This window comes from Paenibacillus sp. YAE3, assembly GCF_057546105.1.
In genome coordinates this window covers 443,206-457,883 of record NZ_BAAIYF010000002.1, presented here as the reverse complement: position 1 = coordinate 457,883, position 14,678 = coordinate 443,206, and the positions used below count along the sequence as shown (strand labels likewise).

At 47.8% G+C, this 14,678-nt stretch carries 13 protein-coding genes and 1 pseudogene; all 14 read left to right on the top strand.

The window, feature by feature from the left end; all coding sequences use genetic code 11:
* The first annotated feature begins 16 nt into the window (after window positions 1-16).
* The 14 genes and pseudogenes from AC27KL_RS04920 to AC27KL_RS04855 all read left to right on the top strand — a co-directional run bounded on the left by AC27KL_RS04920 (window position 17) and on the right by AC27KL_RS04855 (window position 14,364).
* A complete protein-coding gene (locus tag AC27KL_RS04920) occupies window positions 17-898 on the top strand; it encodes an NAD-dependent epimerase/dehydratase family protein (RefSeq protein WP_487169042.1) in 882 nt (293 codons plus the stop codon).
* A gap of 169 nt (window positions 899-1,067) precedes the next feature.
* On the top strand, window positions 1,068-1,604 hold the full coding sequence (locus AC27KL_RS04915) for an RNA polymerase sigma factor (RefSeq protein WP_339324351.1): 537 nt from the start codon (window positions 1,068-1,070) through the stop codon (window positions 1,602-1,604).
* Window positions 1,597-2,064: a hypothetical protein gene (locus AC27KL_RS04910; protein WP_487169041.1), complete on the top strand. Its 468-nt coding sequence runs from the start codon at window positions 1,597-1,599 to the stop codon at window positions 2,062-2,064. Before AC27KL_RS04915 ends, AC27KL_RS04910 begins: the two co-directional genes overlap by 8 nt.
* A gap of 66 nt (window positions 2,065-2,130) precedes the next feature.
* Window positions 2,131-3,345, top strand: a complete 1,215-nt coding sequence (locus tag AC27KL_RS04905; protein ID WP_487169148.1) for a hypothetical protein — start codon at window positions 2,131-2,133, stop codon at window positions 3,343-3,345.
* A gap of 255 nt (window positions 3,346-3,600) precedes the next feature.
* A complete protein-coding gene (gene csaA, locus AC27KL_RS04900; RefSeq protein WP_487169147.1) occupies window positions 3,601-3,930 on the top strand; it encodes a chaperone CsaA in 330 nt (109 codons plus the stop codon).
* 84 nt (window positions 3,931-4,014) lie between these two features.
* Window positions 4,015-5,583 (top strand): 23S rRNA (uracil(1939)-C(5))-methyltransferase RlmD, encoded by a 1,569-nt coding sequence (gene rlmD / locus AC27KL_RS04895; protein ID WP_487169040.1) that lies wholly within the window; start codon window positions 4,015-4,017, stop codon window positions 5,581-5,583.
* A 274-nt stretch (window positions 5,584-5,857) separates the two neighbouring features.
* Window positions 5,858-7,495 carry a DUF6119 family protein gene (locus tag AC27KL_RS04890; protein ID WP_487169039.1) on the top strand — a complete coding sequence of 546 codons (1,638 nt, stop codon included), beginning with the start codon at window positions 5,858-5,860 and terminating at the stop codon, window positions 7,493-7,495.
* A 1,520-nt stretch (window positions 7,496-9,015) separates the two neighbouring features.
* Window positions 9,016-9,305: pseudogene (locus AC27KL_RS04885) on the top strand (YkvA family protein); the annotation flags it as partial.
* On the top strand, window positions 9,295-10,002 hold the full coding sequence (locus AC27KL_RS04880; RefSeq protein WP_487169038.1) for a DNA alkylation repair protein: 708 nt from the start codon (window positions 9,295-9,297) through the stop codon (window positions 10,000-10,002). The pseudogene AC27KL_RS04885 and the gene AC27KL_RS04880, both read left to right, overlap by 11 nt.
* A gap of 292 nt (window positions 10,003-10,294) precedes the next feature.
* Entirely contained in the window at window positions 10,295-10,648 is a 354-nt protein-coding gene (locus AC27KL_RS04875; RefSeq protein ID WP_339324356.1) for a VOC family protein, read from the top strand.
* Window positions 10,649-10,856: 208 nt separating this feature from the next.
* Window positions 10,857-11,432 (top strand): PadR family transcriptional regulator, encoded by a 576-nt coding sequence (locus AC27KL_RS04870; protein WP_487169037.1) that lies wholly within the window; start codon window positions 10,857-10,859, stop codon window positions 11,430-11,432.
* 246 nt (window positions 11,433-11,678) lie between these two features.
* A complete protein-coding gene (locus AC27KL_RS04865) occupies window positions 11,679-12,476 on the top strand; it encodes a phosphotransferase family protein (protein WP_487169036.1) in 798 nt (265 codons plus the stop codon).
* Between the two features lie 147 nt (window positions 12,477-12,623).
* Window positions 12,624-13,106, top strand: a complete 483-nt coding sequence (locus tag AC27KL_RS04860; protein ID WP_487169035.1) for a DUF4871 domain-containing protein — start codon at window positions 12,624-12,626, stop codon at window positions 13,104-13,106.
* Between the two features lie 118 nt (window positions 13,107-13,224).
* Window positions 13,225-14,364: a beta-ketoacyl-ACP synthase III gene (locus AC27KL_RS04855; protein ID WP_487169034.1), complete on the top strand. Its 1,140-nt coding sequence runs from the start codon at window positions 13,225-13,227 to the stop codon at window positions 14,362-14,364.
* The last annotated feature ends 314 nt before the right edge of the window (window positions 14,365-14,678 follow it).

Below are 14,678 nucleotides of genomic sequence, written 5' to 3'. Positions count from 1 at the left end.
TGTTGGGAGGACATCCATGAAAAACATATTAATCTTGGGTGGAACGCGCTTTTTTGGCAAAAGGCTTGTCCGTTTGCTTTTGGACGAAGGCTTTAAAGTGACGATTGCCACCCGTGGGAATACAAACGACGAATTTGGCGACCAGGTGGAACGCATCCAGCTGGACCGCAACGTTAAAACTTCGCTGATGAAAGCGGTCGAAGCGGGGCAGGAATGGGATACCGTCTTCGATAATATCTGTTATTCTCCGCAAGCGGCCAAGGATGCCTGCGAAGTGTTTCAAGGCAAGGTTAGGAGATATATCCTGACTTCGACGTTGTCCGTCTATGACCCGGCTCCGCGCAAACATAAAGAAAACGACGTGAATCCTTATATTTATCCGGTAACGCTCGGCGGAAAAGACGATTTTTCCTACGGGGAAGGCAAACGGCTGGCGGAAGCGGTATTTTTGCAGCAGGCCGATTTTCCGGTCGCGGCGGCACGTTTTCCGATCGTGCTGGGCGAAGACGACTACACGGGCCGGCTGGAGTTCCATATCGATCATATCAAGCAAGGGCAGCCGATCGGCATCCCGAACCTGAAGGCGGAGATGTGTTTCATATCCTCCGGCGAAGCGGCGTCGTTCCTCGCCTGGCTGCGAAAGCAGCGCGTCGAAGGAGCGATCAACGCATGCTCGCAAGGGGTAGTGAAGCTGTCCGAGCTGATCGGGTGGATCGAAAAAGAAACCGGCAAAAAAGCGGTAATCGCCAAACAGGTCCGCGATGAGGACAAATCCCCGTTCGGCGTTCCCGATTCGTGGGTGATGGATACGAGCAAAGCGGAACGATTGGGCTTCGAGTTCCAGCCGCTCCGTGCTTGGCTGCCGGCGCTGATTGGCCGCATGTCTGCCGAAAGATGATGAAACTTCGCCTTGTTTAAGCCTTTTCCTGCGGGGAAAGGCTTTTCTTTTTGCAATCGTACGGGGAAATCTATCATGCTAAAAATTTTTTGAAAAAGATGCAGGGTTGGCAAAGCGGTTGTCGTCTATTGTTACGGGGAAGGGGGAGAGAAAGATTGACGAAGCACGATTGATCGATCAAATCAGGCGCGGCGACCAGGCTGCATTCCGGATGCTTGTGGAGCAATACTCGCAGCACGTGTTCCAAACCGCCTATTCCGTGCTCAAAAACGCCAAAGAAGCGGAAGATGCGGCACAGGAAGTTTTTTTGCAGGTCTATAAATCTCTCCCGGAATACCGTTCCCAAGGGTTCAAAACATGGATTACCCGTATTAGCGTGAACAAGGCGATCGACGCCAAACGCAAGCTAAGCAGGCGGCGGGAAGAGCAGATGGCCGATGGAGAGCTCATCGAGCATTTGCCGTCGGCGGAAGAGGATGTGCTGAGGCAGCTGGTCCGCAAAGAAAAGCAGAAGCTGCTGGAGAGAAAAATGGACGGTTTGCCTGCCCAGCACAGGGACATTTTAGTTCAATTCTATATAGAGGAAAAAAGCTATGACCAGATCGCCAGGGAGCAAAACATTGCGGTAAAAACGGTAGAATCGAGGCTTTACCGGGCGCGAAGCTGGATTCGGAAGCACTGGAAGGAGGAAGAATGGGATGAATGACAACCGGAAAGCGATGCCGTCCGTCGAGGCATGGGCCGCATACATCCGCGGGGACGAGTCGGTACGGGAGCAGGTGGAAAATATGGAAACGCTCCTGCTCGAAGATGAACAGGCGCTGGAGCTGTACATGCAGGCGCTGGAGCTGGAAGGCTCCGAACTCCCCGTTTTGGCGCAGCCCGAGCGGTTTGCGGACAATGTCATGTCGCGGATCGCGGAGCCGCAAGCCAAGGTCGTCAACATGGAGGCAAGGAACGACAGGCGCCGCTGGTACGAACATCGCTTGTTCCATTATGCTATAGCAGCTTGCCTGACGCTGATCTTCCTCTCGGCGGGGTGGTTCGATAAGCTGACGCCCGGTCCGGAAGATGTCAAAAAACATGGCAACGAGGCATCCTTCAGCGAAGAGCTGGTTAAAGTTACGACGGGCTGGATCGACCGGCTAAAGCCTCAAGGCCGTTAAAGATAAAGACCGTACCGTTCAGGATGCCTTGGGCATCCTGAGGACGAACATTTTTTGAAAGGACAGATGAATGTGGAACCTTACCGCAATAAAATGACAGCCTTTATCCTGAATTTCATCCCTGGGCTGGGGCATTATTATATGGGCAGAAAAGGAAGAGGATTTGTTTATCCGTTTCTGTTTTTCGGGGGAATCTTGTTCGGTTTTATGCTGGCCGTCGCCAACACGCACGAAGCGGGTTTTTTTATCGTTTTGACCGCGATTTGCGCGATAGCGCTGTGGCTCGTCTGCATGCTGGATTTGGTCGTGTTTTTGCTGCGTCTGCCTTCGTTCCCGCCTCAAGGTTATGATCCTAACGGATATCACCCTGGCGGCCATCCGCCGTATGCCGATCTGAACGCGCCGCCTGCCGGCATGTTTGCGGGGCAGGATGAAACGGGAGGCGACTATGCGTATCCGCCGTATCCGCCACGTACCGGATCGTCCCAGAGCCCGGAAAGCGAACGTTTTTATACGATTTTGCTGTCCTTCGTGCCGGGACTCGGCCATTTGCACATGGGACTCATGCAGCGGGGACTATCGTTTTTGATCGCCTTTTTCGGCTTGGGCACGATCATGTTTTTCCTGACCGGACTTACGAGCCATACGATTTTCCTGTTGTTCCTCGGCGTGCTCCCGATCATCTGGCTGTACTGCATGTTTGACGCCGTTCAGCTTATACACCGCAGACAGGCGGGGGAAGCGCTTCGCGACCGTTCGCTGTTCGACGATATGGAGGCGGGCCGCGAGGAAGGCAAACGCAGTAAAGTGATCGCGACGCTGCTGTCCGCTTTTCCGGGCGCGGGGCATATGTACCTCGGACTGCAAAAACGGGGGCTGCAGCTGATGGTGATTTTCCTTGGCAGCGTGTATGTGCTGGATGTGCTGCATTTGTCCCTGTTTCTCTTTCTCATTCCGCTAGTCTGGTTCTTTTCGTTTTTTGACGGGCTTCAGCAAACGAGCCGTTATGGACGCGAGCCGCTCGTGGACCGTCCGATCGTCGAAGGCATTTCCGACCACCAGCGCTGGCTGGGCATCGGGCTGGTGCTGCTTGGACTGTATTACGTCGGATCCACGATCTTGGTCCCGTTCCTTGACCGGTGGTTCCCGGAGTGGTTTATCGAATATAAAATGCGTTATTTGAAGCCTGCGATCGTGTCGATCCTGCTCATTGCGGGCGGCATCAAGCTGATGACCGGTTCGAATAAAAGCCGCGCGAACAAAAATAGGAAGTTCCACTAAACGAGGCTGCTGCGGAAACTTGCATTCGACTGCTGGTCTAACCGGGGCTGCCTGGATGATCGGCATGATCGCGAGTACAAAATGACAATATGACGTTTACAAAGGGGGAGCGGCGGCTTCCCTTTTTTGTTCGTATTTTTTTATTTAAACCATGCTTACGTTTGTGCATCTTTCGGACGATCTGCTAAGATGTGTAGGGATTGACAGATCGCCGGAAATGAACGAACAATAACTTGGAGTGTGAGCGTGATGGAAATGGCAATGTTTGAAGATTTTTTGAAGCTGGATTTACGAATCGGCACGATCATAAAAGCGGAAAACTTTGCGAAAGCCCGCAAACCCGCAATCAAACTTGAAATCGATTTTGGCGACTTGGGAATCAAACGTTCGTCGGCGCAAATTACCCGAAGATATTCGCCCGGACAATTGGTGGGGAGACAAGTGGCAGCCGTCGTCAACTTTCCGCCCCGCAGGATTGCGGGTTTCGATTCGGAAGTGCTGGTCCTTGGGGGCGTTCCCGGGGAGGGGGACGTCGTGCTCTTGAAGCCGGATTTGGTTGTGCCCAATGGAACGCCGATTGCTTAAGGGGCTGGAACGCATTAGGGGAAGAGGCTCCGCTATGGTATAGTAAAGACATGAATTCAGGACAGAAACGGAGCGATTGACAGGATGGCCGAGAACAAACAAAACAAAGCAAAGGGAGCGGCAGGCGGCCGGGGAACGGAACAACGCGATTTCAACCCGGCGGGCGTCCGCCGAGCCAAGCGACAGGCTGCCCATCCGAAAGAAACAGGCAAGCATGGAAAATCGGAAGAAAAATGGCATAGAGCAGCCCCAAGCAAAAAAGGGCTCTCCCCTAAAACCGAGCCTTCCGCGGAATCCGTGAAGGCAGGAGAAAAAATTGTCGTGACGATCAAACGGATCGGCATTAACGGGGAAGGCGTCGGTTACTATCGGCGGAAGGCGGTGTTCGTGCACGGCGCGCTGCCGGAAGAGGTCGTCAAAGCGAAAGTGACCCGCGTCGAGCCGGGTTATTTGACCGCGGAGATTCTCGAAATCGAAAAAAAATCGCCCCAGCGCAAAGAGCCGCCGTGCCCGATTTATTACAAGTGCGGAGGCTGTCAGATCCAGCATATGACCTATGAAGCGCAGCTTCAGGCCAAAGAAGAGATCGTCCGGGAATCTTTCCAGCGTTACGCCAAGCTGGAGACGCTCCTGATCCGCCCGATCATCGGGATGGATAATCCGTGGGGCTACCGGAACAAAGCCCAGCTTCAGGTGGGGCGCGAAGGCAAAGACATCGTTGCCGGCCTGTATGCGATGGGAACGCACCGGCTCATCGATATCAGCGGCTGTCCGATTCAGCACCCAGTGGTGAACCGGGTCATTGAGCAGGTCAAGGAAGTGCTGGAGGAGCTGGATATCCCCGTTTACGATGAACGGACGCGCGAAGGCGCAATCAAAACGATCGTGGCCCGCGTCGGGCAGACCAGCGGCCAGGTTCAGCTCACGCTGATTACCGCGACGGACCGGCTGCCCGATTCGAGAAGGCTGGTCGGGCACCTCCGGGCGCGCCTGCCGATGGTGACGACGATCGCGCATAATATCCACAAAGGGAAGTCGCCGCTCGTGTTCGGCAGCAAAACCGTCATTTTATGGGGCGAAGAACAGCTGGAAGAGTCTCTTGGAGACGTGCGGTTCGCGTTGTCGCCGCGCGCTTTTTTCCAGCTGAATCCCGAACAGACGGTGAAGCTGTACAATGCCGTCCAGGAAGCGGCCGGCCTTAACGGTTCCGAGCTTGTCGTCGATGCCTATTGCGGGACGGGCACGATCGGGCTGTGGCTTGCGCCGTTTGCGCGGGAAGTCCGGGGGATCGAGCTGATACCGGAGGCGGTGGCGGACGCGCGCGACAACGCCAAATCGACGGGCGTGGACAACGCGCATTTCTACGAAGGCCGTGCCGAACAGCTGCTGCCCGAATGGGTGAACCGCGGCATCCGCCCCGACGTCGTCGTCGTCGATCCGCCGCGTACCGGTTGCGAGCGTCCGCTGCTGGACGCCATCATCAAAGCCAAACCGAAGCGGATGGTGTACGTATCCTGCAACCCGGCCACTTTGGCCAAGGATTGTCAGGTGCTCATCAGCGGCGGCTACAAGATCGAGTGGGCGCAGCCGGTGGACATGTTCCCGCAGACGAGCCATGTGGAGTGTTGCTCACTGTTAGTTAGGAATGACTAATAATTGAGGTGTATTGGCGGGAAACTGACGAAGTGGGTTAATAGCCCGCTTCTTTTTTATGCTTAATGTGGGCTGTGCAGAAATAGATGTTTTTTCTGTACCCAACTCAGAAGTCCTAAAAAAAGTATTTTTTAACTTGAATCGCAAGTACGGAGGGGATTTTTTTCTTTGAATCTCATTCTTGTTAATTCACTATAGTTGTAATGAAGGAATTTATGTGATTTTGTAGAAAACTGTAGAAATATACATTTCCAATTCATGGGGGGGACTTGTTTTGAAGCTATCATACTATCTCTTTAATGAGAATGTAAGGAATTTTAATCAGTTGATTCTACCTAATAAAGTTAATGAGGAGAATAACTACTTTGAATTACAACCGACAGAGGCAGAAAGGAATTTCGAGTTTAAGGTTTTTATTCAAAGAAATAGATCAAAAGAGCCAAAATGGATAAGCTTTCTTGAAAGGGATTTACAAATTCCTAATAGGGATGAAATTAAAAATACAGTTAACTCATTTGTCATTTTAGTTAAAGTATTAAAAGATAACACGCCGTACTTTTTCGCTATCACTGGTGGATTTGGGTTTACAGCAATAAATAAAAATAATTTAGAAAACAATTTTGGATTGAAGGTAGCCTTAAATTCCATTGATACTAAGGAACTTAAGGCTTTTGATGTAAGGAATATTGATTTGAAAACGAGACAAAAGAGAGTACTCTTTAATAAGGGGAGTGAGATCGGAGAGTTTGATTTGGATTTTGAGCAAGACCTTATAAATTTGGTTTCGGGAAAATCAAGAGATCAAGAATTTGGCACTTCAGTAAGGGGTTCTACATCGTCTTTAAGCTTAAATAGTGATATAACTTTTTCGAGGCTAGGTGAGAAATGTCTGCAAATATTGGATTTATATTTAAGCGAAGATTACAAGGAGAATTTCGGATTTATTGATAATATTAAAATAATTAAAGACCCTGAAATAGTTAATGTTTTAAATGATAACTTATTTAATGCTATTCGTAATCGCCAAGGTGATAATCTTTCTTTGGCTTACCCAGATATGATCGAATATGAAAGGTGTTCTTCTTACCAAATTAAACGGGGATATAGGAAAACGGATACTACTGAGGTCACCTTAGAAGATTTGTATGCACTACTTGATGATCAAAATGTTAAATTCGATTCACCCAATGATATTGAGAAAATAAAAATAATAGGATTTGACGATGCGAACAGTCCCGTTACTCCCTCAGTATCACTAAATCATTTTTTGATTTATCAAACTGAGCATGATCAGAACACCTATATTTTTTCACTTAATAATTGGTATAAAATTGACACTGATTATATTGCAAGAATTGATAATGAAATAATGGAAATACCGTTAGTTGAAAATGATAACTTTCTTACTGTAATTCAACCTAATGAGTCGGAAGGTAGCTATAACGAACGACAGGACTCAGAATATTTTCTATGTTTGGATAAGCGTAATTTTCAGATAACAAATACGAGAAGCAAAATTGAAGTTTGTGATCTATTGTCGAAGGATAAACACTTTGTTTGCGTCAAAAAAGGAACACGTTCAGCGACTTTAAGTCATCTTTTTGCACAAGGTTCTGTGTCAATGGTTTTATTAAAGGACTCGTCTGAATATCGGCAGTATGTGGTAAGTCAAGCTACAAAGAAATTTCCCGAGGAAAATTACAGCATTGAAAGCTTTCCTTACAACGAATGTACCCTAGTTTATGCAATTTCTTCTGCCAATTCGTCTGATATTAGAACGACATTACCGTTCTTTAGTAAAGTTAATCTTTTGCATCATGTTAGTCTTATTAGAAGACTGGGAATAAAAGTAGCTTTATACAAAATACCAGTAAATGGAGAAATAGGTGATACTGATATAGATGAAGAGTGATAGTTAACAAGTTTGGCAGAATAATGTCTATTCAGGAATATTCCGTATCAACACTCACTGTTGGTCTGGAAAGACCCATAGTTGAGGTGTATTGGCGTATATGGCAAAGGAGCGGGTACAGTCTCGCTTCTTTTTTTGATCATGAGTTCAGTCAGGGGCGGCTATTAACAGCCGTCTTTGTTGTACCCCCTACACAAAGCGCATTGAAAAGCTGAAGGAACAAAAGACAGGATTAATCAGACTGTTGGCAAGTGGCACAACCACAGAGACTGAATACAAGGAAGCAACGGAGAGTAGCAATGCTGAACTTTATAGCTTACATGCCCAGTTAAAAAGCTATCAGTCGTTGCAGACAAGTAGTAGCACAGGTGAAAATATCGTTCGATTGGAAGAAGGAGCTCAAGCGGTTCATGAAGTTGGATGAACTGACTTCTGAGATGGTACATCGTTTGGTCGATAAGATTGATTTCAGAGCGGATGGCTAGGTAAACATTCATTATAAGTTTTACTGCCCCCGCCCTTATTTCATCTTAAAATACAGTGACCGACACTCAAGCTACGCGTGGAGTGCGTTTGCTCCTTGGTTTTACAAAGGTAGCGGATGGCAGGTTCACTGATCTTCGTTTGTCTCAAATAAAGGCATAGAAAAGGCCTCTTCCTACATCGTGGCGTAGGCGGGGCCTTTTATAATTTATTCCTATCAGAATATCAACAATTGCCTGCCATTTTTTCATTATACTTACCGAATCGCCCCTTACCAGTTAATGACTAATACATAGGAAATAACGTATTCAAAATATACGAATCTATCAGAATAATAGTACAAGACTTTCCTCTTGTTTTTCATAGTATAGAACTATCCAGATAGAGGAGGTGAGGATCATGTCTCATAGCAGAGGCTCTAGAGGACAGCGAAGCGCTGGTAATCGCAGCGTAGGGAATCGTAGCGTTGGTAACCGCAGCAGAGGAAATCGTAGTGTCGGTAACCGCAGCGCGGGGAATCAAAGCGCAGGAAACCGGAGCCGCGGAATCCAGGAATTTCTTGAAAATTTAAGCCCGGGAACTAGAATTAGAATTCAGTTTGACGGTGGAGGAATTCAAGGCGCTTTCCGGGGGACTTTTGAAGGCATGGATGGTTTCGGAAATGCTCTTTTTACCGATTTGAGAAGTTTGACAACTGGTATTCGACTTCGTAGACTTACTAGAATCAATATAAAAGATATTAATGCGATCTCGACTTAATTCCGTCTCACAAGAAATCGCCACGTTGCTTGAACAGCACGTGGCGATTTCTTTTTATTTGAACGTTATTCTGAAAAATTCGAATGATCGTTGAAGTAAACCGCCCTATGAAGTTGCAATGAGGCAGACCGACGAAATGATTTGTCAATATTTCCGCATTATTTTATGATGTTAGTTTTGAATGAGAAACATACAAAAAAATTTTGTTGAAACCGTTTATGCGAAAAAGGTAAGGTCGAAGGGGAAGTGGAAAAGACTAATGGGTGGAGGAATCATGAGTTTCGTGGTATGCTAAGCTATTCACGATTGTTGTTGCTTATGCAAATAGTCCAATCGATATCCATCCCTGATTTCATTCCCTTTTTGGGTTATCTTGATGATTTCATTATTTGTACCGCTCGGAATCACGCTTGCACTTTAAATGATTCCATCGTCTGTCATTGAAGACTGCAGAATAAGGGCGAAGGAAATGGGAAAGAACGGGAAGCCGAAAAATTGGGTGGCTGGGGCAATATTGAAGAAGTCTGAACTTAAATCGAAAAAAGGCGGTGCCAACGATGAACTTTGAATCGGTCATGCAGGAGCTTGAAGCTCTCGGCAAGGAACGGCTTAAGAAACAGTATATGTCCAATGGAGCGCACGAGCCGCTTTTTGGCGTAGCGACGGGCGCCATGAAACCCATTGCCAAGAAAATCAAAATCAATCAGCCTTTAGCCGAACAGCTATACGCGACAGGAAACTACGACGCGATGTATTTTGCCGGCATCATTGCGGATCCGAAAGCGATGACCCCGGCGGATTTTGAGCGTTGGATCGAGGGCGCCTATTTTTATATGCTATCCGATTACGTGGTGGCGGTGACCTTGGCGGAAACCGATATTGCGCAAGAAGTCGCGGATCAATGGATCGAAAGCGGCGAGGAATTAAAAATGTCGGCGGGCTGGAGCTGTTATTGTTGGCTTTTGGGCAGCCGGCCGGACGTCCAGTTTGCCGAAAGCAAAATCGCCGGCATGTTGGAGCGGGTGAAAAAGACGATCCACGATTCTCCAGAACGCACAAAATCCGCGATGAATAATTTTATGTACACCGTGGCTGTATCCTATCTGCCACTCCATGAATTGGCGGTCGAGACCGCAAAGGCCGTAGGCCCGGTGGAAATGAAACGCGACAACAAAAAAAGCAGCATCCTAAACGCTTCCGAAAGCATTCAAAAAGCGGTTGAAAAACAGCAGCTCGGTTTTAAACGCAAATATGTCAGATGTTAAAACATCCAAGCGAAGTGTTCATGCTTTTGGATGGATCGCGGGAAAACACGCCAATTGAAATACGTTTCACTTGAAAATATCGAAGATGCAAGAGAGCGCCTAGTTGCGTTCTCTTTTTTATTTGCCTCTCAAGGCTCCGCTTCCCATGCGAATGGCAAGGGGAACCTACGGGTGCCATTTGTTTTTAATAAATATCCTAAAGTTCCCATTAATTATATCTAAAAAATATATTTATTTATTATATTATTTTGATATAATAAAACCGATCGAACGAATAAGGAGGAATTTTATTATGTTGAAAAGCGGAAACGTGACGGTGATGGCAGCGGATATGAAAAAGGCGGTGCAATTTTACGTCGATACTCTGGGACTGGAGCTGCAGCATGAAGGGGATGGACATTTTGCCCAAGTCGCAGCGCCGGGATTAACGATCGGACTGCTGCACCTGGCCGGAGATCATGGTTCCGAGCCGGTTAAATCGGGGAGCATGTCCATTGGTTTTGAAGTGGACGATATGGAGTCAGCCATCCAAACCCTGAAATCCCGCGGCGTCGAGTTCCATGATGCGGTGGAAGGCAAAGCGGCCCAAGTTGTGCACTTCAGCGATCCGGAAGGGAATACCCTCTATTTGGTTTGCAATCGTTAAGCCGAAAGGTTGGCGCAACCGTTGCTTCCCTGCCGCCAAATGCTGCTGACAGCGGTTCAGACCATTCGGAGGATTCACCTCACCGGCCGCAAACGGATGCGGCCCGGGAAAGCCGCGGCGACCGCGGCTTTTCTGTTTTTTCAGGCAGCCGTATGTTATACTGTTGATTGCTTAAAAGCAGTAGAACTTACAAGGGAGGCCATTCGTTTTGTACGAATTGTTCATACTCGGCGAATTGATGAATAACCCGATGCACGGCTATTTGCTGCATCAGATTTTGAACGGAATTGTCGGTCCTACGCGAAAGGTGAGCTGGGGGGCGATTTATCCGCTGATCCACGGCATGGTGGCGGACGGGCTGATCGAGCAGGTTCCCGATGAACAACCGGAAGGCGCCCGACAAGGAAGAGGAAAAAAGATCAAAACCTATAAACTTACGGACGAAGGCAGAATACGTTTTTTCCGGTTGATGGAAGAACCGATTCCATATTCACCGGATTACGAGCTCCATTTTTATACGAAACTGAAAAACTTCGGATTGATCAGCAAGGAATTGCAGTTTTTGATTTTGCACCAATACAAGGACTACTTGCGGTACGAAATTCGTCACGAGGAAGAACGGTTGGAATATGCGAGCAAAGACGAACGGATTCCCGGCGGGGAGCAGCAATATATTCAGATCTTTTTCCGGCATCGGTTGGAAAAGCTTCGATTTGATGAACAATGGGCTATGCAGTTAATCGAGAGCCATCGGGCCGATGGACAAGGGCTTGAGCGGGAGTGAACGCCAGAAAAGCTAATGCGAAGCATATATAGCGTCTAGCGATGGAACGAAGGGGCGAGCTTATGCAGGCTGCGTCCTTTTGTTTTAGTGGGGGCGAATCTTCGTCTTGCATCAGAAAGGCAAGCTGCTTTTATCGATCTTTTATCGAACGCCAACCGATGGCTCGGCAAATTGTATTTTTTGAGTGGCCCGTCTTCGCTTAAATGACCGATTTTTTTAACCCTGATTATGGCTGGAGGTGCCAAGTTGTTCCCCATTTCCCTGCAAGAAATTCCCCACGAGATTCTCAATGCACTCGGCGCGGTCGGCAAAATCAGCTTTCCCAGGCAGGGGCATACCTCGGACGTCGGAACCATCGATACCGAAAAAGGGCGTGTTGTCCTAAAAAGAACGAAGGGAACACACTACAACGAATGGCTGAAAAGAGAATCGTTCATCTTAAAATGTTTGTTGCAAACGAATCTTCGCGTCCCCAAGGTCTATCAATATGTAGAGCGGGAAGATAAAAATCAGGAAATGCAGAGCTGGCTCTTGATGGAATGCCTTCCGGGAGAAACGCTGCGCCGAACCTTAACCCATGAAAACGATCCTTCCGCCAGATATGACATTCTGTTTCAGGTTGGAAAAAGCCTACGGAATCTTCACATGACTCCTTGTCCGGAAGAACTGAAAAACGAGGAAACATGGCTTGATCGTATGTTCAAACAAGCCGAACGCCATTTGGGACATTTCGAGGTGGACGGCAGTCCGGCATTGCTTGAAAGTTTAAAAACCGCAAGGCCGGCGAAAATTGAACAAACGTTGATCCATGGCGATTTTACCATTGACAATGTATTGGTGCACGAGGGCGGCGTATCCGGAATGATTGATTGGAGCGGCGCAGCTTTGGGAGATCCTCGATACGACGTGGCCCTGGCGATCAGACCGAAACCGCATGTTTTTCAAACGACCCTGGACTATCGCGCTTTTTTTGACGGTTATGGCAACCGGATCACCAAGGAAGAATACGAGTACTTTGCGAACGGCCTCTACGCCTTTTTCTAATGCCAAAATAGCGATTGGAAATTAAAATAGAAGAAGGTAAGCATACATATTTGTAAACCGACCCAAGGAAGCCGAATATTTTATGTGGAGGTTCGACGATGAAAAATCATCCCCCATTTCGTTCCGATGCTTCTTTTCATACTGGGCATGAGCTTAACGGGCTGCACTAGCACTGAAAGCCAAGACTGGCAAGAGAGTCCGACTTTTGAAATCCCCTATACCGCAAGTGACGGAAAAAAGAGCAAATACGTCCTGCGGGGCGAAGAAGGCAGGCTTGGCTTTTTGATCGACTCCTATTCCGTGGAAGATGGGAAGCCGGCTGAATTTAAGCCCATTGTTGCAGGGCAAAGCAATAAATATATGTGGCATTTTTGGGGAAGCGCAGAAGAAGTGGCGGGAAAACTAAAAATCATCGGAATCAATGAAAAGGGAGAAAAACATCAAATATTGATTGCCTCCGACGAAAAAACATGGGAATATCCCGAATTTGGGGTGAACCCCCACAACGGCGCCGATACGCATGTTCCCTCTTTAATGGAGTTTCCAACCGCAGGCTTATGGAAGCTGGAAACTTATATCGACGATCGGCTATTTGGAAACGTTGTCGTAAAAGTTCAAGATGGCCATTGAAAAGAAGTTCGTAATCCTCTCATGCTGAATGGGAGTATCAAGAATGAATTCCAATACTTTACAATTGATAGAACATCTATGATAATAACGGTATATACTAGAATTTGAGAGGTGTTCTATGAATCAGGTTTATATTACAAGTGTTGGAAAGTTCCTGCCGGGATCTCCGGTAAGCAATGATGAAATCGAGGATTATATCGGCAAAATCGGGGGCAAACCTTCCAAAACAAAACGGATCATTCTGGAGAAAAATCAAATCAAATACCGGTATTATGCGATGGATAAAAATCAAAAAAGTTTATATTCGAATGCCGAAATGGCTGCTTTGGCGATTCGCGACGCGCTGGAACGGAATACGAACGTAACGGAACGGGAGATCGGGTTTCTGGCGGCCGGGACGACCAGACCCGATTTGCTTTTGCCCGGGTTTGCAAGCATGGTGCACGGCGAAACCGGCTTGCCCGCGATGGAAATCGCCTCGCATTCCGGTTTATGCGTAAGCGGAACCCAAGCGCTTAAAAATGCATACGTACAAATCAAATCGGGCGAGCATGACGCCGCCGTCTCTTGCGGAAGCGAGTTTTACAGCCGAGAGTTTAAGCATACCAAGTTTGAAGCGCAGGGGATCTACACCAACAGCCGCGTTCCGTTCGATACCGATTTTTTGCGGTTTATGATATCGGATGGAGCAGGGGCGGCCGTCTTGCAAAACACCCCGAACCGTACGGGCTTATCGCTGCGCATCGATTGGATGGATAACAGGTCCTTTGCGAATCAATACGAAGTCTGCATGTATTCGGGCATGAATAAGGAGGACGGACTTTCGTCCTGGCATGATTACCCTTCGATTCATGAAGCGGCGGACCGCGGTGCGCTTAATTTGCGGCAAGACGTCCGGCTGGTTAATGAAATCGTCAAAGTAGGCGTCTTCCGTTTCCTGGAGCTGATGGAGGAGGGGCGATTCGATCCGAAGGATATCGATTGGATGCTTTGCCATTATTCATCGCATTTTTTCAAGGATGAACTGTTCCGGATGTTTGAGCTTGGCGGCGTGAACATTCCGGAGGAAAAATGGTTTACGAATTTGTACACGAAAGGGAATACGGGCGCGGCTTCGATTTATATCATGCTGGAGGAGCTGTTGAACGAAGGGCATCTTGCCGAAGGGCAGCGGTTGATGTGCATCGTTCCCGAAAGCGGAAGATTCCAGACCTCGTTTTTCATGCTGACCGTCGTGGGGCCTTCCCCGGAAGCCTAACGAGCTTGTACAGGTTTGACGGGCGGCCGTCTGCAGGTCAAGCATACAAACATCAACGTAAGGCTCATGCTGCGTTCTGCAGCGTGAGCCTTATGTTTGTACGGGCGCTATTTAAATTCTACTTCTTGCGCGACTTGCCCGGCCGTTTTATGCAGCGAATTCATGTTTGAATTTAGTTGAACCGCATAAAGTAATGACCTTCATCTTCGGATCCTTTCCCAATAATTGGCTGCGTTAGTTTCCGCTAAGCTGTCCATATCCATATTACCACATTAGAAATTGAACTCCGCCTTTGTTACAATAATCATCATTAA